The sequence below is a fragment of the Agilicoccus flavus genome, from assembly GCF_014857905.1.
Taxonomy (GTDB): Bacteria; Actinomycetota; Actinomycetes; order Actinomycetales; family Dermatophilaceae; genus Agilicoccus; species Agilicoccus flavus.
In genome coordinates this window covers 17,050-38,168 of sequence record NZ_JACYXE010000014.1, presented here as the reverse complement: position 1 = coordinate 38,168, position 21,119 = coordinate 17,050, and the positions used below count along the sequence as shown (strand labels likewise).

Sequence of the window (21,119 nt, the reverse complement as noted above, 5' to 3'; positions counted from 1 at the left end):
CCAGCAGACCACGCCCGACCCCGGCGGCGACACCCGTTTCCGTCGGTCGGCGTCCCGAGTCGTGCGGCTGCCCGGCCGGTGCTGCGCCCTCGCCCGACCGGCCGCCTCGACGTCCGACGTCAGGCGCCCACGTACTGCGCGAGGTGGCGGCCGGTCAGGGTGGACGCGTCGGCCACGAGGTCGGCGGGGGTCCCCTCGAAGACGACGGTCCCGCCGTCGTGGCCCGCACCCGGGCCGAGGTCGATGATCCAGTCGGCGTGGGCCATGACGGCCTGATGGTGCTCGATGACGACGACGGACTTGCCTGCATCGACGAGGCGGTCGAGCAGCGCGAGGAGGTTGTCGACGTCCGCGAGATGCAGGCCGCTCGTCGGCTCGTCGAGGACGTAGACCCCGCCCTTCTCGCCCATGTGGGTCGCGAGCTTGAGCCGTTGCCGCTCGCCGCCGGACAGGGTGGTCAGGGGCTGGCCGATCGTCAGGTACCCGAGCCCGACGTCGACGAGCCGCGCGAGGATCGCGTGCGCCGCCGGGGTCCGGGCCTCGCCCGCACCGAAGAACTCCTCCGCCTGCGCGACCGACATGGCGAGCACCTCGCTGATGTCCCTCCCCCCGAGGGTGAACTCGAGGACCTCCGCGAGGAAGCCCTTGGAGTCGCACACCTCGCACGGGGACTGGACGGTCGCCATCATCCCGAGGTCGGTGACGATGACGCCGGCGCCCTTGCACGTCGGGCACGCCCCCTCCGAGTTGGCGCTGAACAGGGCCGGCTTCACGCCGTTCGCCTTCGCGAAGGCCTTGCGGATCGGGTCGAGCAGCCCGGTGTACGTCGCCGGGCTCGAGCGCCGCGTGCCGCGGATCGCGGCCTGGTCCACCTCGACGACGTCGTCCCGGCATGCGGCCGCGCCATGGACGAGGCTGCTCTTGCCCGAGCCCGCCACCCCCGTGACGACGCACAGCACCCCGAGGGGGACGTCGACGTCGACGTCGCGCAGGTTGTGCGTGTCCGCCCCGCGGATCTCCCAGCGCCCCGCGGGCTCTCGCACCGTCTCCTTGAGCCGGGCCCGGTCGTCGAGGTGTCGGCCGGTCAGGGTGCCGCTGGCGCGCAGGTCCTCGACGCTCCCCTCGAAGCAGATCGTGCCGCCCTCGCGGCCCGCGCCGGGTCCGAGGTCGACGACGTGGTCGGCGATGGCGATCGTCTCCGGCTTGTGTTCGACGACGAGCACCGTGTTCCCCTTGTCGCGCAGTCGGCGCAAGAGGTCGTTCATCCGCTCGATGTCGTGCGGGTGCAGCCCGACCGTCGGCTCGTCGAAGACGTACGTCACGTCCGTGAGCGACGAACCGAGGTGCCGGATCATCTTCGTGCGCTGGGCCTCCCCGCCCGAGAGCGTCCCGGCGGGGCGGTCGAGGGAGAGGTAGCCGAGGCCGATCTCGACGAAGCTGTCGAGCAGGTGCGACAGGCCCGCGAGCAGGGGACCGACCGACGGTTCGTCGAGGCCGCGCACCCACCGGGCGAGGTCGGTGATCTGCATCGCGCAGCAGTCGGCGATGCTCACGCCCGCGATCTTGCTGCTGCGCGCGCCCTCGGCGAGGCGGGTGCCGTCGCACTCGGGGCACGTGCCGAACACGACGACGCGGTCGACGAACGCGCGGACGTGCGGCTGCATCGCCTCGCGGTCCTTGCTGAGCATCGACTTCTGGATGCGCGGGATGACGCCCTCGTAGGTGAGGTTGATGCCCTCGACCTTGATCTTCGTCGGCTCCTTGTACAGAAGGTCCGCCATCTCCTTCTTCGTGTACTTCTCGAGCGGCTTGTCCATGTCGAAGCCGAAGCCGGCGAAGATGCGGCCGTACCAGCCGTCCATCGAATAGCCGGGCGCCATGAGCGCGCCGTCGGCCAGCGACTTCTCCCCGTCGAAGAGGGCGGTGAGGTCGAAGTCGGAGACCCGACCCATCCCCTCGCAGCGGGGGCACATGCCCCCGGTGACCGTGTACGTCTTCTTCTGCATCGCCCCCTTGTTCGGCCCCTTGTCGACGCGGATGGCGCCGGCCCCGCTCACCGACGGCACGTTGAACGCGAACGCCTGCGGCGAACCGATGTGCGGCTGCCCGATGCGGGAGAAGAGGATGCGGAGCATCGCGTTCGCGTCGGTCGCGGTGCCGACGGTCGAGCGCGCGTTCGCGCCCATCCGCTCCTGGTCGACGATGATCGCGGTCGTCAACCCGTCGAGGTGGTCGACGTCGGGACGCGCCAGGGACGGCATGAAGCCCTGCACGAACGCGCTGTACGTCTCGTTGATCATCCGCTGCGACTCGGCGGCGATCGTCGCGAAGACGAGTGAGCTCTTCCCCGAGCCGGACACCCCCGTGAAGACCGTGAGCCGGCGCTTGGGCAGGTCGACGCTGACGTCCTTGAGGTTGTTCTCCCGCGCACCCTGCACGTGGATGAGGTCGTGGCGGTCGGCGGTGTGCGCGGCGCTGGGCTGGGCCATGCTCGGGTCTCCTCGGATCGGGCGGTGGGTCCAGTGTCCGACACGCTCCGACCCGGCGCTGCCGGCTTGGGTCCCTAGGGTGGTCCGACCAGATGATCCCGACCGTCCCTGGAGGCGCCGTGCACCCCGACCTGTTCGAGTCCGAGCCCACCGCCGAGCTCCTCGCGAGCGGCGCCACGTGGGCGGAGGGGCCGGTGTGGATCCCCGAGTCCCGGACGCTGCGCTTCAGTGACATTCCGGGCGACCGCATCCTGAGCTGGTGCGAGCAGGAAGGGCTCACGGTCTACGCGGAGGGTGTGGAGTTCACGAACGGCCGCACCCTGGGCCTGCGGGGGGAGGTCGTCCAGTGCTCTCACGGGCGGCGACGCGTCGAGGTCGACCGGGGAGGGGACGTCACGGAGCTGGTCTCGACCTACCGGGGGGCGCGGTTCAACTCACCCAACGACGTGGTCGTCGCCTCGGACGGCGCGGTGTGGTTCACCGACCCCTCGTACGGCATCGAGAAGGAGGGCGAGGGGCACCCGGGCGAGCTCGAGTACGGCGGGCGCTGGGTGTTCCGGTTCGACCCGGCCACGGGCGAGGCCACCCCGGTCGTCACCGACCTCGAGCAGCCGAACGGCCTCGCCTTCTCCCCCGACGAGTCGATCCTCTACGTCTCCGACACCTCGACCGACCTCCCGAGCGGGGAGCCGAACCCCTCGGGCGGCCACCACATCCGCGCCTACGACGTGCGCGACGGGCGCAGGTGCATGCACGGTCGCACGGTCGTGACGATCCAGGACGGCGTCCCCGACGGCTTCCGCGTCGACGAGCACGGTCACCTGTGGTCCTCCGCCGGCGACGGCGTCCACGTGTTCACCCCGGACGGCCGCGAGATCGGCGTCGTGCCCACCCCGCGCAAGGTCGGCAACCTGTGCTTCGGCGGCGACGACGGCACCACCCTGTTCGTCCTTGCCTCGGACTCGCTGTACGCGGTGCGCACCCGCGTCCGCGACGCCGCCCAGGTCCTCCGCTCGCGCGGCTGAGCGGGCCGGAACGCGAGCACTTCCGGGGGCGGCGTGACGAACGCCGGTGGCGAATCGCGCCGTGTGAGTTCAGGCCTCTGCCCGGTTCCGTCGGCGGCCCGGCCGGACACGTGCTCCGGTACATGCCGACGATCGACGGCCGCAGACGGCAGCGGGTGTCGGCGCGATCGACGGTGTTCCCTGCCGGCGGGAGCGCGGAAGTGGGGGCACGTCTACGGGGCACCCACCGGACCGACGTGACGAAATGGGGACGACTGGATCGTCATCGAAGCAGCGGTCGCACGAGGCGGCCCGGAACGAAGGAGAACGACATGCGCTTCGCACTGCTGCTGCACAGCGACGAGCCGAGCGAGGGCGAGATCTCGCCGGACCTGATCCAGGAGATGCAGGAGGCGTTCGGCGCCTACGGCAGGGCACTGGAGTCGGCGGGCGTGCTCGTCGCGGCGGAGGTGCTCGCCCAGAGCCCGGAGACGACGACGGTCACGCTGCGGATGGGGAGTGCCCAGGTGCAGGACGGACCGTTCGCGTCGACGAAGGAGGCCCTCGCAGGGATCTTCGTCGTCGACGTTCCCGATCGGGATGCCGCCATCGGCTGGGCGGAGAAGTGTCCCGGCGCGCAGTACGGGTCGGTGGAGGTGCGGGCGGCCGCGACGTCGTTCGTCGACGGAGCCTGGACGCGGTGAGCGATTCCTCGGCCTCGGGGGCGGGTGGCGCGTGCAATCGCGGCGCCCGCCCCGGCGTCGTCGCCGCGCGGGCGGACGTCATCGCCCGCACGAGCTACGGGCGTCTCCTCGCTCTGCTCGCGGCGCGCACCTGCGACATCACGGCAGCCGAGGATGCGATCGCAGACGCCTTCGAGAGAGCGCTGCGGACGTGGCCGGAGCGCGGCATCCCGGCCAACCCCGACGCCTGGCTGCTCACGGTCGCACGACATCGGCTCCGGGACCACTGGCGGTCCGGGGAGGTGAGCCGCACCGTGTCCTTGGAGCCGCTGCGGCACGCCCCCGCCGTCCTGCACGAGACGGACCTGGATGCCCTCCCCGACCGGCGCCTCGAACTGATGCTCGTCTGCGGGCATCCGGCAATCGATCCCGCGATGCGGGCGCCGCTCATGCTCAACACGGTGCTGGGGTTCACCGCCGCCCAGATCGGGCATAGCTTCGCGATCCCCGCGACGACGATGGGCACCCGCCTGACCCGGGTCAAGCGGCGGATCAAGGTCGGTCGAATCCCGTTCGAGATCCCGGATCGATCCGTGCTCCCGGCCCGACTTCACGCGGTCCTCGAAGCCGTCTACGCCGCCTACGTCATCGACTGGTCGACGACGGGCCGGCAGGAGCGCGACCTCCCGCCACAGGCGATCGAACTGGCCGAGATCCTCGCCGGCCTCGTGCCCGACGACGCGGAGGCCCGCGGCCTGGCGGCGCTCGTCGAGCTGTCCGCGGCCCGGCGCCACGCCCGGACCGACGACGCCGGCCGGTTCGTGCCACTCGACGAGCAGGACCCGGCCCGGTGGGACGCCCGTCTCGTCGAGCGGGCCCATATGCACCTTCGGGCAGCACACGCGCAGCACACCCTGGGGCGCTTTCAGCTCGAAGCGGCCATCCAGGCGGTGCACTGCGCCCGCGCCACCGACCGGCCGAGTGATCTAGCGGCCCTGGCGCGACTGCACCTGACCATGCATCGGATCGCGCCGAGTCTGGGCAACTCGGTGGCGCTGGCCGCCGTGGTCGGTCAGGTCGAGGGCCCGGAAGCAGGCCTTCTTCTCCTCGACGAGCTCGGCGATGTCTTCGAAGCGGCGGCCGCCCGGTTCCAACCCGCGTGGGCGACGCGGGCGCACCTCCTCGCCCGATAGGCACGCTGGGCCGAGGCAGCCCTTGCTCTGGACCGGGCCATCGACCTCACCCACGACCCGGCGGAACGGACCTACCTGATGAGCCGACGGTCGCGCCTACCGTGAGCATCCCCACCTCGACGCGCCGAAGCCGCGAGACTCGCTCAGAGGGCACTCGGCACGTCTGCTCAGGGCGGCCGAGGTGGCCGACCGACGTCGGGTCGCCACCTGCGCGATCGACGCCGGCCCCGGCATCGCCGCCCCGGCCTGCTTCGCCGAAGTCTCCGGCCCCCTCGGGCCACGTGTCATGGCGGCGGTTCACGGGTAGCGGTGAAATGACCATTTCGCCCGTCGACACCGCCCTCGTCTGCTCCCACGAGACCACCGGGGGCGCGTCTCGACAAGACCTGAAGGGGAATGACATGCCCACCGACATCTCCGGAGCCAAGGTCGCCTTCCTGCTCACGAACGGCGTCGAGCAGCCCGAGCTCACCCAGCCGTGGCAGGCCGTGAAGGACGCGGGCGGCGAGCCCGTGCTCATCTCGCTCGAGAGCGGGAAGATCACCGCCATGAAGGGCGACTGGGACCACGCCGACAGCTTCGACGTGGACGCCACCGTCGCCGATGCGAAGCCCGACGACTACGCCGCCCTCGTGCTGCCCGGCGGCACCCTCAACGCCGACACCATGCGCGGGGAGAAGGACGTCCAGGCGTTCGTCACGGCGTTCTTCACCGCCGACAAGCCGGTCGCCGCGATCTGCCACGCCCCGTGGATCCTCATCGACGCCGGCGTCGCCTCGGGCCGGACGATGACGTCGTACACGTCCGTGGCCATCGACCTCAAGAACGCCGGGGCGACGTGGAAGGACGAGGAGGTCGTCGTCGACGGCAACCTCATCACCAGCCGCAACCCCGGCGACCTGCCCGCCTTCAACGAGGCCCTGCTGACCAAGGTCGCCTCGCGCTGAGGGCAGACGCACCTCCGCACGCCGCCGGCTCCGGGTCCGCCCGGGGTCGGCGGTGTGTCGTGTGCCCAGAGACCCGTCATCGCGACTCGTCCGGCTGGTCCTTCGTCAGGTGCAGCAGCGCGTTGTCGCCGGTGTCGATGAGCGCGTAGCGGTGGGCGCCCTCCCGGCCGTGGAGGACGAAGACGGACCGGCGCGCGTCGCGGTCCTCGAGCTCCCACCAGCCGGTGTCGGCGATGGACTTGTGCTCGTCGGTGTAGGTCGCGTGGTCCAGGCCGTGGTCGGGGACGGGCACCGCCAGCCGATGCTGGCCTGGCCGCGTGGGCATGCCCTTGGGCACCGCCCACGAGCGCAGCACGCCGCCCTCCTCGAGCCGAAGATCGAGGTGGCGTCGGGGCACCTCGTGGTCGTGCAGCACGAACACGGGTCGGTCACCGGTCATCCCGCCATTCCAGCACGTGGTCCGGCCTTCGGCGTCGTCCGGCCGGTGCCACCACGGCGACGTCGTCCGGACGCGACTGCGGCCCCGACGGAGAACCGTCGGGGCCGCAGCGAGGCGTTCACCCGTGGGTGACGCGAAGATCAGGTCAGTTGAGGACCGTGATGTTGGACGCCTGGAGGCCCTTCTGGCCCTGCGTCGTGTCGAACTCGACCTTGGCGCCCTCGTCGAGCGAACGGAAGCCGCTCGAGTTGATCGCGCTGAAGTGCGCGAAGACGTCGGCCGAGCCGTCGTCGGGGGCGATGAAGCCGAAGCCCTTGTCGGCGTTGAACCACTTGACGGTACCGGTAGCCATGAAAACCCTGCCTTCTGAGCGAAGAACACCCGACGTTCGGATGCTCGGGGATGCTGATGATGCTTGTCACACGTCGGCTCAAAAAGCAGGCCGCCCGGGTTCGGACGGCACAACCCATGCTTTCCAACAACCTCAACAACGCTGACCACTCTACGACACGAGCGGCTCGCCGCCCAGTCCGGGGCCGGCACAGTCCCCCACGACGGCCCGGTCCGGGCCGGTCGCGCCACGTCGTCGCAGGTCAGCCGCCTGGACGGTGACCCTCGGCCGGTCCACCACCTGGACGGGTCGGGTCCGCGGCCCGCCCGTACACTCGGGGGATACGCCGGAATCGGCCCACCGGCCGGCGACGACCGACGACACCGAGGGGGTCCGTCGATGAAGAAGTCCTCGAAGGTGACACTGGGCCTCACCGCCGGGGTCGCCGCGATCGGACTGGTCGGGATCGCCGTCGTCGACGGGGACGACGACGAGCCCACGCAGGCCGGGGTCTGCGTCGACCGCACGACGAACGCCCGGGTCGATGACGAGCAGTGCCAGGACGAGTCGCGTTCCTACAACCACGGCTGGTACTTCATCCCGTTCGGCATCATCGCCCCCCGGATCGGCGCGCCCGTCCGCGGCGGGTCGTTCAACGCCCCGGGCGGCACGACCTACGTCACCGGGGGCGTCCCCCGCGCCGGCGGGGCCATCAACCCCTCGAGCATCGACACGAGCAAGTCCACGACGGTCCGCGGCGGCTTCGGGAGCAAGGCCGGCGGGGGCGGGAGCTGATGCGGCGAGTCACCGCGGACCCACGCCCCGACTGGCGGGCGCGGGTGGAGTCCCAGGGGCTCGTCTTCCCGACCACCCGACTGCCCTCGGGGCGCGAGATCCCCTACTGGTACGAGGGCGCCTACTACGAGCTCACCCTCGCCGAAGTGGAGGAACTCGAAGAGACCACGGAGACGCTGCACGCGATGTGCGTCGAGGCGGCGCACCACCTGTGCGCCGGCGAGTTCGGCGACCTCGGCCTGCCGCCCGGCGCGCTGGAGGTCGCCCGTTGGAGCCTCGAGATCGACCCACCCAGCCTCCTCGGCCGCTTCGACCTGCGCTGGGACGGGAGCGGCCCGGCCAAGCTGCTCGAGTACAACGCCGACACCCCCACGGGTCTCCTCGAGGCGTCCATCGCCCAGTGGTACTGGCTGGCCGACACCCACCCCGACCTCGACCAGTGGAACTCGCTGCACGAACGCCTCGTCCTCGCGTGGCAGGGGCTGCGCACGCGGCTGCCCGACGCGCCGGTCTGGTTCGCCCACCACGAGGGCGAGCAGACGGGCGAGGAGCTGATGACGTGCACGTACCTGCGTGACACCTGCGAGCAGGCGGGCCTGCCGACGGGCTCGATCACCATGGGGGGGATCGGGTACGACCCGCGCCGGCGCTGCTTCGTCGCCGCCGGGGAGGAGCCGATGCGGACGTGCCTCAAGCTCTACCCGTGGGAGGCGATGTTCGCCGAGGACTTCGGGGCGCACGTCGAGTCCGTGCCCCGCGGGGTCCTGTCGACCACGTGGATCGAGCCGCCGTGGAAGGTCGTGCTGAGCAACAAGGCCCTGCTCGCGGCCCTGTGGGCGCTGCATCCGGGCCACCCCAACCTGCTGCCCGCCTACCTCGACTGGCCGCACGACCTCGACGCGTGGGTCGCCAAGCCGCTGCACGGCCGCGAGGGCGACAACATCCGCATCCACGCCCCCGCCGACGGCATCGAGCTCGAGCAGGGCGGCGACTACGGCGCCGAGGGCCACGTCTATCAGCAGTGGTGCCCTCTGCCGGAGTTCGACGGCAACAAGGCGGTCCTCGGCGCGTGGGTCGTCGACGGGAACGCCGCCGGTCTCGGCATCCGGGAGTCCGACGGCTGGGTGACGGACTATCACTCCCGCTTCGTGCCGCACCTCATCGCCGCAGCGGCCCCCGACGACGCCGAGCGCGCGGAGTGGCTCGACGACGCCCGCCGCGCCGACATCCAGGACACGGTGCACGGCGCCGTGCCCACGTCGGCCCCCCGCAGCGGGCGGCGTCCCGAATCGCTACCGCTCATCCCCGGCAGCGCCGGAACCGGTGACGTCCAGGACGTGCCGCCGCTGCAGGACCGCCCCCGAAAGGACACCCCGTGACCACCGCCCTGCTGTTCGGCGCCGCCTACAGCCTGCTCGGCATCGCCCTGCTCGTCGTCGGGTTCTACGTCATCGACGCGCTCACGCCGGGGCGGCTCGGTTCCCACCTGACCGAGACCGGCTCGATCAACGCCGGCCTCGTCGTCGCCGCGGAGTTCCTCGGGGTCGGGGCCATCGTCTTCACGACCATCTGGACGAACGCGGACGCCGGGTTCGGCCCGGCGCTCGGGTGGACGGCCGCGTTCGGCCTCCTCGGCATCGCCCTGCAGGCGGTGAGCTTCGTCATCCTCGACGCCGTGACCCCGGGCAGCCTGCGCGAGATCGCCGTGTCGCACGGGCTGCACCCCGCCGCGATCGTGGCCGCCGCCGCCCAACTGGCCGTGAGCGCGATCGTCGTCGCCTCGATCGCCTGACCGCCTCGGAGCGCGCGAGCGGTGACTCAGGCCGCGCCGAGCGCCTGCTCGAGGTCGACCCACAGGTCGTCGACGTCCTCGATGCCGACGGAGAGGCGGACGAGCGCGTCGGGGACGACGTCGGGTTCGCTGTCGTAGCGGCGGCGACGCTCGAGCTGGGACTCGACGCCGCCCAGGCTCGTGGAGTGGGTCCACAGCCGGGTCGACTCGCAGACCCGTTCCGCCGCCTCGGCCCCGCCGGCCACCTCGACGGCGAGCATCGCGCCCCGGCCCGGGTAGCGCACGCGCTCGATGGCGGGATGGGCCTCGAGCCGTGCGGCGAGGGTGGCGGCCGACGCGCCCGCCCGCTCGACGCGCAGCGCCAGGGTGCGCAGCCCTCGCAGCGCGAGCCACGTCTCGAACGGTCCGGCCACCGCGCCGTGCAGGTGTCGGTGGTGGTGGAGTCGCTCGTGCAGGTCGGCGCCCCGCGGGTCGTCCGGGGTGACGAGGACCCCGAGGAGCAGGTCGCTGTGGCCGGACAGGTACTTCGTCGCCGAGTGCAGGACGATGTCGGCGCCGTCGGCCAGGGGGCGGGCGAGGATCGGGGTCGCGAACGTGCTGTCGACCACGCTGGTCACCCCGGCCGCCCGGGCCGCGGCGAGCAGCCGCGGCAGGTCGCAGACCGTCATGAGGGGGTTGCTCGGCGACTCGAACCACGCGAGGTCGGCCCCGGGCAGCGCGCCCTCGACGGCGGCGGCGTCGGTGAGGTCCACCTCGCGCAGGACGATGCCGCCCGCCTCGGCCGCCTCGCGGAGCAGGGTGAGCACCCCCATGTACACGCTCGGCGGCGCGACGACGACCCCGCCGTGCGGCACCAGCGACAACACCGCCGCCGCCGCCGCCATCCCCGACGCGAAGGTGAGCGCCCGCCCGCCCTCGAGGTCGCCCACGGCCGCCTCGAACGGCTCCCACGTCGGGGTGCTGTCGCGCCCGTACACGTGGTCGCCGCCGTGGACGAAGGTCGAGGACAGGACGATCGGAGGGTTGACCGGCGCCCCCGGCTCGTGCGGCGGCCGCCCCAGGGCGACGCAGCGGGTGGCGGGGGTCAGGGGCCGGGGATCGGGCGACGTCATGGCCTCACTCTGCCCGGCGGCGGCGCCGGCGTGCAGCTCGGGCGCTCAGGACGCGTGGAGGACGGCCTCGCGCAGGACGGCCGCCACCTGCGGGCGATGCGTGAGCGGGGCGAGGTGGCTCGCGCGGGGGATGATCCGGCGCCGACCGTCGGGGGCCGCGGCCGCGTAGGCGCGCGCGTCGATGCCGAGCTGATCGAACTGCCCGGCGACCACCCACACCGGACAGGGCAACCCGGCCACGTCGTGGACCCCGGCCTGCGCGACGACGTCGGCCCAGGCCGCGGGCAGGACGGCGTACCCCGTGTCGCCGGGGAGGCTGTGCGGATCGGCGCCCAGCCGGGCGATGACGCCGTTGGCGAGGCGCGCCATCCGGGCCGGCCCGACGACCGGCAGCAGCCGCGCGAACCCGGTGTAGGTGCGGACGAGGAGGGGGTGGGCGGCCGGATCCGCCGACGCGCCGATGAGGACGAGGGCCGCGAACCGGTGCGGGTCGGCGGCCGCCACCCTCGCCGCCACGTACCCGCCGAGGCTGTGCCCGGCGAGGATCACGGGTCGCCCGTCGGCGATCTCGCGAATCGCCTCGTCGGTCGCCTCGGCGACGCCGTCGGCCGTCCACTCATGGCCGGCGCGGGTGCCGTGGCCGGGCAGGTCGACGCAGACGACGTCGGCCTCGGGGATCAGCTCGGCGTACCCGTCCCACTCGCTCGCGTCGAACCGGGTGCCGTGGAGCAGGACGAGCAGCGGGCGCGGCGACATCCCCTCACGGTAGGCGTCGGCGCGACGACGGGGGTCGTCCCCGCGCCGCGCCCCGGCTCGCGGGTGTAGGACGGAGGAGGCCACACCACGACGTGGTGGCCGCTCGCGGCCGGGGTGCCCGCTCCGGCGTGAGGAGGCCACGGATGGGAGACACCATGAAGTTCACCCGCAGCGGGGGCGGCAGCGGCCCCGGACCCGCGGAATCATTCACCGGCGCCGTGTTCGTCGACGCGATCCGCGGTCCCGACGAGCAGTCGGCCGTCGGCGCCGCCCACGTGCGCTTCACGCCCGGGGCGCGCACGGCCTGGCACACCCACCCCAAGGGCCAGACGCTGTACGTCACCGACGGCATCGGGTACGTGTGCCTCCGCGGCGGGCAGGTGCAGGAGATCCGCCCCGGCGACGTCGTGTACATCGAGCCGGGCGAGGAGCACTGGCACGGCGCCACCGCGGAGCGGTTCATGTCGCACGTCGCCATCCAGGAGGCCGACGCCGACGGCGAGGTCGTCACGTGGCTCGAGCACGTCACCGACGACGAGTACGTGGCCTGACGCACGTCACCCTCCCTGACCAATCGGCCAGGGAGGGGACGGGGCGGGCGCCGCGACGCGCCCGTCGGTCCGCCGGCGCGGGCGAGAGTGACGCGACGGACCGATCGGTCAGGCCGCCGCTCGGCGCGACCTGAGCGCGGCGACGAGGCCGGCCACGGCCGCGTCGAGGTCCGCGTCGACGATGCGGTCGTCCTCGAAGGCCGCGTGCGCCGAGGGGATGCCCACGTGGTCCGGCAGGACGTCCGCGCCGGCGACGCCGAGGACCCGCACCGCGCTCTCGCGGGCCCACTGCGCGCCGCGGGGCGACCCGGACGCCGCGAGGACGGCCGTCGGCAGCCCGGCGAGGGCGGCGGAACCCCGGGGGCGGGACGCCCAGTCGATGGCGTTGTGCACGACCGGTGCCATCGACCCGTTGTACTCGGGCGTGACGACGATCAGCGCGTCCGCGCGGGCCACGGCTGCGCGCAGCGCCTCGACGGCGTCGGGCAGCGCGCCGGGGACGTCGAGCTCCTCGGAGTAGAACGGCAGGGCCTCGAGGCCGTCGTAGAACTCGGCGGTGGCGTCGGCGGGGAGGTGGGCGGCCGCGGCCCGCGCGAGGCGACGGTTGGCCGAGTCGGCGCGCAGGCTGCCGACGAAGACGAGCACGTGCATGGGAACTCCAGACGGAGGTCGACGACGAGGGATACGTCCGTCGACAACCGTCTGACCTGCGCCGGGATTCCCTCGGAGCGCGTCGACGTTGCGCATGCGCTCGCCGGCGGGGCGATGCACCGGGCCCGCCGGTCGAGGCGAGATCGGTCCGAGGCGGTCGTCGTCACCTCGGCTTCGCGGCCCCTCGAACGAGGCGCGCGTCGAGCACCTGCGCCGCCGCGGCGCCGGCGCGGCACGTCGACATCGGCACCTGACCGAACGCGCTGCGCGGCAGCGGATCGCGGCCCAGGTCCGCGGTTCGGTCGGCGTCCCAGTCGACGTCGACGAACCACGACCCACCCGTCTCGACCACGGCGTCGACCGTCCCGACCGCGCACAGCTCCTGCCGCCGGGACAGGTAGGCCCAGATCGTGTCCCCGGCCTGCATCGTCCGGTAGCCCGTGCGGAGACACCACCGCCGGAGGGGCTGGGAACGCCCGATCGCGGCCCACACCGCGCCGGCGTCGCGACGGGTGCGCCAGTCGTGCGGCAGGTGCTCGGGATGGGCCGCCGGGTCGACCGGCAGGAGCCAGTGCACCGTCCCGCTCGCGGGTCCGCCGACGAGAACGGCGCCGGCAGGGAGAGCCTCGTCCATCGAGACACTGTGCCTCCGACCGGAACCGGGAGATGTCGCGGGGTGGCCCCGGTGGCGCGGAGGGTCGGCAAGACTCTCGGGCGTCCTAGGGTGTGCGGTGCGACTCTGGAGTTGTTCTCCCTCATCGTCGACGACTACGACGCGGCCGTCGGATTCTTCACCGACACGCTGGGCTTCGATCTGGTGGAGGATCGCCCCTCCACCACGACCGACGGCCGCTCGAAGCGCTGGGTCGTCGTCCGGCCCCCGGACGGGGGCCCCTGTCTGCTCCTCGCTCGCGCGGACGGTCCGCAGCAGGCCTCGGCCGTGGGTCGACAGTTCGCCGGCCGGGTCGGCCTGTTCCTCCGCGTCCGGGACGTCGACGACGTCCTGCGTCGGCTCGAACGGGCCGGATGCGAGCTCGTCCGACCGCCCCGCGTCGAGCCGTACGGCAGAGTCGCCGTCTTCGATGACCCGTGGGGGAATCTCTGGGACCTGCTCGGCGACGTGGCCTGATCCGTCGCTGTCCGCCGGGCGCCGGGATGTCCGAGGTCATGTCCGGGTCATGTCCGAGGAGACCGACGATCGGTGTCTTCCGACGACGGCGACGCGGCCGCCGCGCAGCGCCTCACCGCGCGGGCAGAACCTCGAGCTGCCGGATGTCGTCGGCGAGCGCGGGTAGCGTGGCGCGATGCCCGCCGACGCCACCGCTCGCGCCTACGCGGCGATCGCCCCGACGTACATCGAGGTGCTCGGCACCATCGACACCGTCGCCGCGCAGGACCGTCGCCTCATCGCGCGACACCTCGGCGGACTGGACGGCCCCGTGCTCGACGTCGGGTGCGGGCCGGGCCATCTCACGGCCCACCTGGCCGCCCTCGGCGTCGACGTGACCGGCGTCGACCCCGTCCCGGAGTTCGTCGCGCACGCCGTCGCCGCGCACGCGGGCGTCCCGTTCCGGGTCGGCGCGATCGACGACCTCGACGTCCCCGACGGATCACTGGCGGGCGTTCTCGCCTGGTACTCGCTCATCCACGTGACGCCGGGTGCGATCCCCGCCGCCCTCGCCGTCCTGAGGCGGGCCCTGCGCCCGGGTGGGGTGCTCGTCGTGGGCCTCTTCGACGGGGACCGGGTGGAGGAGTTCGCCCACCGCGTCCACCCCGCCTACCGCTGGCCGGTCCACCAGTTCGAGGCCCGGTTGCGCGCCGCCGACTTCACCCCGACCCACCGGTGGGCCCGCCCCGCCGAGGGCGAGCGCCGCCCGCACCTCGCCGTCGTCGCCCGGGCCGGTCCCGCCGCCATAGGGTCGCCTTCCTGACGTCGGAAACCAATAGATCGCGGGGCGTGCTTTGAGGGCTCACGACCGGACCTACCTGAGCCGGCCCGAACTCAAAGGTCGTCGGTTGTCGTCGCCGTCTCCAGGGAGTGCAGAGACACGTAACGCTGCCGCTGCGTGAAGGCCGAACCTCGTCCGCTGAGCCGATGCGGAATAGGGCCACGCAGCGAACGATGATCCGGGGACCGCGGTTGGGTGAGCAAGAAGACCTGATAACTGCCCTCGTTCCATCTGGATCCCCGTGACGCTCGGATGACCGCCGAGACCTTGCGGTCATTTCGGTCTGCGGACGCCGCCAGCAGGGCCGCATGCTGTTCGGTCCACGGCACGTTGTCCCGGCGGTGGACCACCCGCGGTACTTCGCCCTTCACCTCCCGGTCCGCGTAGAACGCGATGCGCTCGATCGGTCGGAACCATCGACCGGACTGGCAGACGTAGGCGAACTGCCTCTCGTACAGAGGCCACGCGTACCGAGCCGCGATCACCACGGTGTCCATGGCCGCAACCGGACGTTGACGGTAGATGTCGTCGGTCCGATCCAGGGATCGAAGCCAGGACGCGACCTCCGGGCCGAAGAGTGCGGCCAATGAATGAACGCGGGCGACCTCGAACGGGATGTCCAACCCGAGCACCGAATCGTGGTGGGCGAGCCGATTACGAAACTTGCGCACCCCCTCGGCCAGAACAGCGACCTGCTTTCGGGTGCCGTCACCGGCAGGAAAGGCGTGCCGAAGGGCGGATCGCCACAGCTCTTCGTACTTCGTCCCGAGCATCCCGACCCAGAATCCGAACGAGAGTCCGGCGATCAACTGAGGTCGTGAGTCACGCCCCTGGGGCCGCAGGCGGTTGCGAACCTCCGCGATCCGTCGGGAGGACTCCGGGTCGAGAGGAGGCTCACTGAGAAACCACGGAATCCCCCTATCGTGGTCGCGATAGTGGGCCGAGAGTTCCCGGTCGATGGCGTTACGCATGATGACTTCGACATGCGCTATCAACTCGAATGCTGCGGAGGACATGCGTGCGCTCCACTCGTAGAGACGCAAGGCAGCGTCGGCATCACCCTTCGCTGCGTGCAGGTACGTCGCGAACCTCGGCGGCGAAAGTGCTTGTCCGATGATCGAGGCCGTATAGCCGGGTACCATGACCCGATGCTATCCTGATGGACGAACGCCCCGGTGTCGCCTCTGCTCTGCACGCGCCCGGGGCTTTTTCTTTGCTCCGCCGGCGAACCCTCCCGCCACGCCTGACCTTCCGGTCAGGCGTGGCGTCCGGGTCAGCGGTTCGTCATCTTCTCCATGGCCTCGGGGTAGCGGTCGCCGACGACGGTGATCTCGTCGGCGGCCTTCGTCAGCTCTGCCAGCTCGCTCTCGGACAGCTCGACGTCGGCGGCGGCGATGTTCTCCTCGAGGCGGTGCAGCTTGCGCGTGCCGGGGATGGGCACGATCCAGGGCTGCTGCGCGAGCAACCACGCCAGGGCGATCTGGCCGGGGGTCGCACCCTTGCGCTCCGCGAAGTCGCGGACCATCTCGACGACGGCCATGTTCGCCGCGAGCGCCTCCTTCTCGAAGCGCGGCAGGTTGGCGCGGATGTCGCCCTCTCCGAAGGTCGTCGACGTGTCGACGGTGCCCGTGAGGAAGCCGCGCCCGAGGGGGCTGAAGGGCACGAACCCGATCCCCAGCTCGGCGCATACGGCGAGGGCCCCCTGCTCGGGGCGGCGCCAGAACAGGGAGTACTCGCTCTGCAGGGCGGTGACGGGCTGCACGGCGTGGGCGCGGCGGATCGTGTCCACCCCCGCCTCCGACAGGCCGAAGTGGCCGACCTTGCCCGCCTCGATGAGCTCCTTGACGGTGCCGGCGACGTCCTCGATCGGGACGTCGGGGTCGACGCGGTGCTGGTAGAGCAGGTCGATGTGGTCGACACCGAGGCGCTGCAGCGATCCGTCGACGGCCCGGCGGATCTGCTCGGGGCTGCTGTCGGGTCCGTGCATGACACCCGTGTTCTCGGGGTCGATGTCGAAGCCGAACTTCGTCGCGATGACGACCCGGTCGCGCACGGGCGCGAGACCCTTGCCCACCAGTTCCTCGTTGTCGTAGGGGCCGTAGACCTCGGCGGTGTCGAAGAAGGTGACGCCGCGGTCGACCGCCTCACGCAGGAACGTCACCATCTCGTCGCGGTCCGGGAGCTCCCCGAAGCTCTGGCTCATGCCCATGCAGCCGAGTCCGATGGCGGAGACCTCCAGGCCCTGGCCCAAGGTGCGTGTCTTCATTGGCGTGCTCCTCACGTCGATCGATCGGGTCGATGCCGACGTTAGCCGCCCCCGCGCGCCCCAGGCAGGCCCGGCCAGACCCCCCTTCGGCGCTCTCCCCGCGGGTGTCCGGCGCCGCCGCCCGAGGAGCACCCGCGGACTCAGCCGGTGAGGAGGTCGACGCGGCGGACGTCCACGCTCCCGCGGCCGTCGCGGCCGGTCAGCTCGACGCCGACGACGTCCGCGAGGCGGACCGCGGGGTCGGTGACCGGCACCCGGAGCGTGGTCGGCGTGTACATCCCCTCGTCGGTGGCGCCTGCCGCACCCCGCGGACCGCGGGGGTCGCCAGGCGGGCGCCGCCCGTGGGCGTGAGGCCCACCCGCAGGACCGGACCGATCGCCTCGACGACCCCCGCAGCGGGGTCGGGGCAGGGTCGGCGCGCGCGCTCGGGTCCATGGCCTCGTAGAAGCGGCAGGACTTCACCGTGCCGCCGCCGACGGCCCGGACGCCGCGACCTCCGGCCGCGCTGTCGTACACCGTCGCCGCGCGCGCGGAGCTCGTCGCGGCGAGCCAACGCGCGCGGCGGCCACCCAGGGCCGCCGGGAGCGGGGAGTCGGCCCGCACGGGTACGGCGCCGACGGGTGCGGCCGGGGTGGCCGGACCGCGGTAGGTCGTCCGCAGCCATGCGCTCGCCGCGTTCTGGAGGAACACCTGGTGCGCGCGGGCGTCGGGGCAGCGGACGTCGCACCCCTTGCGGTCGTCGAGTCCGGCGCGGGCAGCGTGCGGTTGACGTAGGAGTGGCCCAGGCCGGGGACCGTCGCGACGGCCAGCATCGACCGGCGGGCCGCGCCGAGATGCTTCGAGACCCACTGGGACGGCGTCGAGTTCACGTCACCGTCGGCGCCGCCGAGGGCGACGAGGTACGGCACGTCGGGCGGGGCCGGGTCCTCCGCCGTCGACGCGGGCCCGTAGGCGAACACGCTCACCACCGGACTGGTCCGCCGCCACGCCCGCACGGCGGGCCCGACGACGTAGGAGGAGCGCGAGTGCACGACGAGCGCGCTGCGGCTCGCGTCGACGCGCCCCGTGAGGTTCACCCCGAAGCCGCCGCGACCGCGACCGGCGGCGGCGACCCGGTCCCGCAGTCCGCCGACGATCTTCTGCCATCCGGCGATCTGGTCGTACGGCGTCGCGGTTTCCGGGGCGATCCACAGCGGCGAGAGGTCGGGGTTCAGCACGGCGTATCCCTGGCGGGCGAGGTCCACACCGAGGTAGGTCATGCCGCGGTCGAGGCGGAGCTCCCTGGTCCCCCTCGGGCAGGGGTAGGCGAGCACGTCGCCGGTGCACCCGGGCATCCGTAGGTGACTGACGACGACGAGCGGCGCCTTGCGCGCGCGGTCGGGGACGACGAGCAACCCCCCTCATCGGCGCCCGGAACCGCCCTCGGCGGGCGAGGTCGACGTCGCCGAAGTCGGCCTCGACGACCTGCACCCCCGGTAGGCGCCCCACCGTGGGCCTCGCCCTCCGACCGAGCGGCGAATGCGGACCGTCGCCCGCGACCGGCGCCGCCGTGGCCGCCCCGGCGACCGTCGACACGACGAGAACCACTCCGGCCGCGACGCGGCGCCCCAACCCACCCATGTCCCTGTCCCCCTGACGTCACGGCCCGGTTCGCCCTGACGCGAGGACCGACGGCCGTGTCCTCATGATCGGCAGGAAAGGGGGGCACGCACACCGACCCGGCCGATCCGTGAGGGAACTGTGAACCGCGCGGGCGGCGAGGGCCGGCGCCGGCGTGACCTCGGCGAGCGGGACGGGCCGACGGCGGGCCGCACGCTCACACCGTGGGGTACCCGGTCACCGGCCCTTCCGTGTTGGGCACCCAGCCGAGAGCCGGGGCGACGTGGCGCGCGACGTTCTCGAGGATGCGCAGGTTGGGCTCGACGCCGAGCTGGGAGGGGATCGTCAGCATGAGGGTGTCGGCGGCCTGCACCGCCGCGTCGGCGCGGAGTTCGGCGATGAGCGCGTCGGGTTCGCCCACGTACGTGCGGCCGAAGGTCGACGTGAACCCGTCGATGACGCCGATCTGGTCGCGACCCTCCCGGCCCATCTGCAGCCACATCGCGTCGCGTCCGTCGACGACGGGGAACACGCTGCGGCTCACCGAGACCCGCGGGACGCGGGCGTGCCCGGCGGCGGCGAAGGCCTCGCGGTAGCGATCGATCTGCTCACGCTGCAGGTCACCGAACGCCTCACCCGTGGCCTCGGTGATGAGCGTCGAGCTCATGAGGTTGACGCCGACCTGGCCGGCCCACGCGGCGGTGTCGCGGGTGCCCGCACCCCACCAGATCCGGTCGGTCAGACCCGGTGAGTGCGGCTCGACCCGCAGGCGCGTGCCCGGCCCGAACTGCGCCGGGTCCGCGTCGACCAGCCGCTCGCCGGCGACGGCGCGCAGGAACGTGTCGAACTTGTCGCGAGCGAGGTCGGCGCCGCGCGGGTCGGTCGAGCCGGTGTAGCCGAACGCCTCCCATCCCCGCAGGGCGGGCTCGGGTGAGCCGCGGCTCACGCCGAGCGCGACCCGGCCGCCCGAGAGGAGGTCGAGCGCGCCCGCCTCCTCCGCGAGGTACAGCGGGTTTTCGTAGCGCATGTCGATGACGCCGGTGCCGACCTCGATCCGGGACGTGCGGGCCGCCATCGCCGACAGCAACGGCATGGGCGAGGCGGCCTGCCGCGCGAAGTGGTGCACGCGGACGTACGCCCCGTTGACGCCGAGCTCGTCGGCGCCCTGGGCGATCTCGACGGCGTCGCGCAGCATGGCGCCCGCGTCGGGGTCACCCGGTCCGCGGCCCGTGCCGTAGTGCCCGAAGCTGAGGAATCCGAAGGCCTTCATGGGCGGGTCAACATATATGAAGCTTCAAGTATTTCCGGTGCTGTCGTCCGCCGGGGCCGGGGCTCAGTTGGAGCCGCCCATCGCCGCCGGGAGGATGACGGCCGTCAGGATGACGGTGTTCATCGTGGCCACGGCCTTGCGCACCGCGTCGCCGGCCTCGACCTCGGCGGTGACCTCCTTGATCCGGGCCTTGACCTCCTTCTTGCTCATGCCCGCGGTCTCCTCCTCCAACACCTTGGGCGCGACATCGAGCGCGGAGAGGATCGACAGCAGGGTCGCCTCGTGCGGGGTGACCTCGCGACCCTGCAGGGCGACACGCAGGCGCTCGCGCAGGTGACGCTCCGGGGCCGGGTCGACCGCCGGGCGGCGGTCGGGCACGAGGCCGAGCATGCGGCCCTCCTCGACGCGGACGACGCCCGCGCGCTCGAGGGACTCGGCGATCCGCTTCTCGGGCGCGACCTTGCCGTCGGTCACGAGAGAGGACAGCTTCTTGCCGTCCTTCTCGCGGACACGGGCGAGCGCCTCGTCGAGCAGCCGGTTGTCGGTCGGGGACGGGTCGACGACGGTCACGCGCGGGTCGTCGTCGTCGCTGAGATCGACCCGACCGGCGAGCACGAGATCGGTGATCGCGGCCGCCGCGTACCCGTAACCGGGGGACGTGAAGGCGCTCTCGGGCTTGCCGTCGTCGCGGGTCAGCAGCAGGAAGAGTTCCTCGCAGATCAACATTCATCTACGGTAGAGCAGGTCAGGGGCCTGTCGAGGGCCTGTGGTGCCCACCGGGGCGGGCCGACACTCTTGATCCCGTCCAGTTTGCCTCCTAGGCTCCCGACATGACGGCGGACCCGTTCCGGGATCGACTCCACCACGCAGGGCTGCGTGCCACCAAGCCGCGCCTGGCGGTGCTCGAGGCGCTGAGCGCGTCCCCGCACGCCGACGCCGCGGCCGTGCTGAGCGGGGTCCGGGACCGCGTCGGGCACGTCTCCCGGCAGGCCGTCTACGACTGCCTCGACGCCCTGACGGCGGCGGGTCTCGTCCGCCGCTTCCGGGCCACCGGGGCCGCCACCCGGTTCGAGCTGCGCACCGACGACCACGACCACCTCGCCTGCCGCTCGTGCGGCGCGCTGGTGGACGTCCCCGGCGTGCTGCACCGCCTCCCGCGCCCTACCCCGGCCGACCAGCACGGCTTCACGATCGACGAGGCCGAGGTCGTCTACTGGGGCACCTGCCCCGCCTGCTCGACCCCCTGATGTCCACCCGTCCCGACCGCCGAACCGACCCGACGCAGAGCATCC

General features: G+C 72.6%; 24 protein-coding genes. 11 read left to right on the top strand and 13 right to left on the bottom strand.

Annotation, left to right across the window (positions count from 1 at the left end; translation table 11 throughout):
- Window positions 1-119: 119 nt before the first annotated feature.
- Complete coding sequence (locus tag ICW24_RS17205; protein WP_226346958.1) at window positions 120-2,489, bottom strand: ATP-binding cassette domain-containing protein; 2,370 nt, start codon at window positions 2,487-2,489, stop codon at window positions 120-122.
- Between the two features lie 92 nt (window positions 2,490-2,581).
- Between ICW24_RS17205 and ICW24_RS17200 the strand changes: the two genes are divergently transcribed.
- The 4 genes from ICW24_RS17200 (at window position 2,582) to ICW24_RS17185 (ending at window position 6,316) form a co-directional block, all read left to right on the top strand.
- On the top strand, window positions 2,582-3,514 hold the full coding sequence (locus ICW24_RS17200) for an SMP-30/gluconolactonase/LRE family protein (protein ID WP_226346957.1): 933 nt from the start codon (window positions 2,582-2,584) through the stop codon (window positions 3,512-3,514).
- 311 nt (window positions 3,515-3,825) lie between these two features.
- On the top strand, window positions 3,826-4,197 hold the full coding sequence (locus tag ICW24_RS17195) for a YciI family protein (protein ID WP_226346956.1): 372 nt from the start codon (window positions 3,826-3,828) through the stop codon (window positions 4,195-4,197).
- The gene (locus ICW24_RS17190; protein WP_226346955.1) at window positions 4,194-5,369 is read left to right on the top strand and encodes an RNA polymerase sigma factor; all 1,176 of its coding nucleotides are present in this window, start codon (window positions 4,194-4,196) and stop codon (window positions 5,367-5,369) included. The genes ICW24_RS17195 and ICW24_RS17190 overlap by 4 nt, the downstream gene beginning before the upstream one ends.
- Before the next feature lie 401 nt (window positions 5,370-5,770).
- Entirely contained in the window at window positions 5,771-6,316 is a 546-nt protein-coding gene (locus ICW24_RS17185; protein WP_226346954.1) for a type 1 glutamine amidotransferase domain-containing protein, read from the top strand.
- Between the two features lie 76 nt (window positions 6,317-6,392).
- Here the strand turns inward: ICW24_RS17185 and ICW24_RS17180 are convergent, their stop codons facing one another.
- On the bottom strand, window positions 6,393-6,755 hold the full coding sequence (locus tag ICW24_RS17180) for a DNA polymerase ligase N-terminal domain-containing protein (RefSeq protein WP_226346953.1): 363 nt from the start codon (window positions 6,753-6,755) through the stop codon (window positions 6,393-6,395).
- Window positions 6,756-6,900: 145 nt separating this feature from the next.
- A complete protein-coding gene (locus tag ICW24_RS17175) occupies window positions 6,901-7,107 on the bottom strand; it encodes a cold-shock protein (protein ID WP_226346952.1) in 207 nt (68 codons plus the stop codon).
- Window positions 7,108-7,485: 378 nt separating this feature from the next.
- On the opposite strand from ICW24_RS17175, the gene ICW24_RS17170 reads away from it, so the two are divergent.
- From ICW24_RS17170 to ICW24_RS17160, 3 genes are read left to right on the top strand one after another with little or no spacing between them, the layout of a single operon-like run.
- Window positions 7,486-7,881 (top strand): hypothetical protein, encoded by a 396-nt coding sequence (locus ICW24_RS17170; RefSeq protein WP_226346951.1) that lies wholly within the window; start codon window positions 7,486-7,488, stop codon window positions 7,879-7,881.
- Window positions 7,881-9,260: a glutathionylspermidine synthase family protein gene (locus ICW24_RS17165; RefSeq protein WP_226346950.1), complete on the top strand. Its 1,380-nt coding sequence runs from the start codon at window positions 7,881-7,883 to the stop codon at window positions 9,258-9,260. Before ICW24_RS17170 ends, ICW24_RS17165 begins: the two co-directional genes overlap by 1 nt.
- The gene (locus ICW24_RS17160; RefSeq protein WP_226346949.1) at window positions 9,257-9,673 is read left to right on the top strand and encodes a DUF350 domain-containing protein; all 417 of its coding nucleotides are present in this window, start codon (window positions 9,257-9,259) and stop codon (window positions 9,671-9,673) included. The genes ICW24_RS17165 and ICW24_RS17160 overlap by 4 nt, the downstream gene beginning before the upstream one ends.
- Before the next feature lie 26 nt (window positions 9,674-9,699).
- On the opposite strand, the gene ICW24_RS17155 is transcribed toward ICW24_RS17160, so the two are convergent.
- Together ICW24_RS17155 and ICW24_RS17150 are read right to left on the bottom strand one after the other, a co-directional pair.
- A complete protein-coding gene (locus tag ICW24_RS17155) occupies window positions 9,700-10,785 on the bottom strand; it encodes a trans-sulfuration enzyme family protein (RefSeq protein WP_226346948.1) in 1,086 nt (361 codons plus the stop codon).
- Window positions 10,786-10,830: 45 nt separating this feature from the next.
- Entirely contained in the window at window positions 10,831-11,541 is a 711-nt protein-coding gene (locus tag ICW24_RS17150; protein ID WP_226346947.1) for an alpha/beta fold hydrolase, read from the bottom strand.
- Between the two features lie 155 nt (window positions 11,542-11,696).
- Between ICW24_RS17150 and ICW24_RS17145 the strand changes: the two genes are divergently transcribed.
- Window positions 11,697-12,092: a (R)-mandelonitrile lyase gene (locus ICW24_RS17145; RefSeq protein WP_226346989.1), complete on the top strand. Its 396-nt coding sequence runs from the start codon at window positions 11,697-11,699 to the stop codon at window positions 12,090-12,092.
- Between the two features lie 108 nt (window positions 12,093-12,200).
- Here the strand turns inward: ICW24_RS17145 and ICW24_RS17140 are convergent, their stop codons facing one another.
- Together ICW24_RS17140 and ICW24_RS17135 are read right to left on the bottom strand one after the other, a co-directional pair.
- Window positions 12,201-12,743, bottom strand: a complete 543-nt coding sequence (locus ICW24_RS17140; RefSeq protein ID WP_226346946.1) for an NADPH-dependent FMN reductase — start codon at window positions 12,741-12,743, stop codon at window positions 12,201-12,203.
- A 163-nt stretch (window positions 12,744-12,906) separates the two neighbouring features.
- Window positions 12,907-13,377 (bottom strand): hypothetical protein, encoded by a 471-nt coding sequence (locus tag ICW24_RS17135; RefSeq protein ID WP_226346945.1) that lies wholly within the window; start codon window positions 13,375-13,377, stop codon window positions 12,907-12,909.
- A 111-nt stretch (window positions 13,378-13,488) separates the two neighbouring features.
- Between ICW24_RS17135 and ICW24_RS17130 the strand changes: the two genes are divergently transcribed.
- A complete protein-coding gene (locus ICW24_RS17130; RefSeq protein ID WP_226346944.1) occupies window positions 13,489-13,872 on the top strand; it encodes a VOC family protein in 384 nt (127 codons plus the stop codon).
- Between the two features lie 175 nt (window positions 13,873-14,047).
- Window positions 14,048-14,674: a class I SAM-dependent DNA methyltransferase gene (locus tag ICW24_RS17125; RefSeq protein ID WP_226346943.1), complete on the top strand. Its 627-nt coding sequence runs from the start codon at window positions 14,048-14,050 to the stop codon at window positions 14,672-14,674.
- A 71-nt stretch (window positions 14,675-14,745) separates the two neighbouring features.
- Here the strand turns inward: ICW24_RS17125 and ICW24_RS17120 are convergent, their stop codons facing one another.
- The 6 genes from ICW24_RS17120 to ICW24_RS17095 form a co-directional block, all read right to left on the bottom strand.
- Window positions 14,746-15,834, bottom strand: a complete 1,089-nt coding sequence (locus ICW24_RS17120) for a hypothetical protein (protein ID WP_226346942.1) — start codon at window positions 15,832-15,834, stop codon at window positions 14,746-14,748.
- Between the two features lie 131 nt (window positions 15,835-15,965).
- Window positions 15,966-16,958, bottom strand: coding sequence for an aldo/keto reductase (locus tag ICW24_RS17115; RefSeq protein ID WP_226346941.1), 993 nt, complete (start codon window positions 16,956-16,958; stop codon window positions 15,966-15,968).
- A 140-nt stretch (window positions 16,959-17,098) separates the two neighbouring features.
- Complete coding sequence (locus ICW24_RS17110) at window positions 17,099-17,236, bottom strand: hypothetical protein (protein ID WP_226346940.1); 138 nt, start codon at window positions 17,234-17,236, stop codon at window positions 17,099-17,101.
- Window positions 17,237-17,416: 180 nt separating this feature from the next.
- The gene (locus tag ICW24_RS17105) at window positions 17,417-18,352 is read right to left on the bottom strand and encodes a hypothetical protein (protein WP_226346939.1); all 936 of its coding nucleotides are present in this window, start codon (window positions 18,350-18,352) and stop codon (window positions 17,417-17,419) included.
- Window positions 18,353-18,774: 422 nt separating this feature from the next.
- Window positions 18,775-19,827: an LLM class flavin-dependent oxidoreductase gene (locus tag ICW24_RS17100; protein WP_226346938.1), complete on the bottom strand. Its 1,053-nt coding sequence runs from the start codon at window positions 19,825-19,827 to the stop codon at window positions 18,775-18,777.
- A 63-nt stretch (window positions 19,828-19,890) separates the two neighbouring features.
- Window positions 19,891-20,553: a GOLPH3/VPS74 family protein gene (locus ICW24_RS17095; RefSeq protein WP_226346937.1), complete on the bottom strand. Its 663-nt coding sequence runs from the start codon at window positions 20,551-20,553 to the stop codon at window positions 19,891-19,893.
- Between the two features lie 104 nt (window positions 20,554-20,657).
- Here ICW24_RS17095 and ICW24_RS17090 point away from each other — a divergent pair, with 104 nt between their 5' ends.
- Window positions 20,658-21,074, top strand: coding sequence for a Fur family transcriptional regulator (locus ICW24_RS17090; protein WP_226346936.1), 417 nt, complete (start codon window positions 20,658-20,660; stop codon window positions 21,072-21,074).
- Window positions 21,075-21,119: the final 45 nt, after the last annotated feature.

Coding starts and splice junctions, on each gene's coding strand:
- ICW24_RS17205 (WP_226346958.1), bottom strand. CDS start 2,489: ATGGCCCAGCCCAGCGCCGCGCACACCGCCGACCGCCACGACCTCATC.
- ICW24_RS17200 (WP_226346957.1), top strand. CDS start 2,582: ATGATCCCGACCGTCCCTGGAGGCGCCGTGCACCCCGACCTGTTCGAG.
- ICW24_RS17195 (WP_226346956.1), top strand. CDS start 3,826: ATGCGCTTCGCACTGCTGCTGCACAGCGACGAGCCGAGCGAGGGCGAG.
- ICW24_RS17185 (WP_226346954.1), top strand. CDS start 5,771: ATGCCCACCGACATCTCCGGAGCCAAGGTCGCCTTCCTGCTCACGAAC.
- ICW24_RS17180 (WP_226346953.1), bottom strand. CDS start 6,755: ATGACCGGTGACCGACCCGTGTTCGTGCTGCACGACCACGAGGTGCCC.
- ICW24_RS17175 (WP_226346952.1), bottom strand. CDS start 7,107: ATGGCTACCGGTACCGTCAAGTGGTTCAACGCCGACAAGGGCTTCGGC.
- ICW24_RS17170 (WP_226346951.1), top strand. CDS start 7,486: ATGAAGAAGTCCTCGAAGGTGACACTGGGCCTCACCGCCGGGGTCGCC.
- ICW24_RS17165 (WP_226346950.1), top strand. CDS start 7,881: ATGCGGCGAGTCACCGCGGACCCACGCCCCGACTGGCGGGCGCGGGTG.
- ICW24_RS17155 (WP_226346948.1), bottom strand. CDS start 10,785: ATGACGTCGCCCGATCCCCGGCCCCTGACCCCCGCCACCCGCTGCGTC.
- ICW24_RS17150 (WP_226346947.1), bottom strand. CDS start 11,541: ATGTCGCCGCGCCCGCTGCTCGTCCTGCTCCACGGCACCCGGTTCGAC.
- ICW24_RS17145 (WP_226346989.1), top strand. CDS start 11,697: ATGAAGTTCACCCGCAGCGGGGGCGGCAGCGGCCCCGGACCCGCGGAA.
- ICW24_RS17140 (WP_226346946.1), bottom strand. CDS start 12,743: ATGCACGTGCTCGTCTTCGTCGGCAGCCTGCGCGCCGACTCGGCCAAC.
- ICW24_RS17135 (WP_226346945.1), bottom strand. CDS start 13,377: ATGGACGAGGCTCTCCCTGCCGGCGCCGTTCTCGTCGGCGGACCCGCG.
- ICW24_RS17125 (WP_226346943.1), top strand. CDS start 14,048: ATGCCCGCCGACGCCACCGCTCGCGCCTACGCGGCGATCGCCCCGACG.
- ICW24_RS17120 (WP_226346942.1), bottom strand. CDS start 15,834: ATGGTACCCGGCTATACGGCCTCGATCATCGGACAAGCACTTTCGCCG.
- ICW24_RS17115 (WP_226346941.1), bottom strand. CDS start 16,958: ATGAAGACACGCACCTTGGGCCAGGGCCTGGAGGTCTCCGCCATCGGA.
- ICW24_RS17110 (WP_226346940.1), bottom strand. CDS start 17,236: ATGTACACGCCGACCACGCTCCGGGTGCCGGTCACCGACCCCGCGGTC.
- ICW24_RS17100 (WP_226346938.1), bottom strand. CDS start 19,827: ATGAAGGCCTTCGGATTCCTCAGCTTCGGGCACTACGGCACGGGCCGC.
- ICW24_RS17095 (WP_226346937.1), bottom strand. CDS start 20,553: ATGTTGATCTGCGAGGAACTCTTCCTGCTGCTGACCCGCGACGACGGC.
- ICW24_RS17090 (WP_226346936.1), top strand. CDS start 20,658: ATGACGGCGGACCCGTTCCGGGATCGACTCCACCACGCAGGGCTGCGT.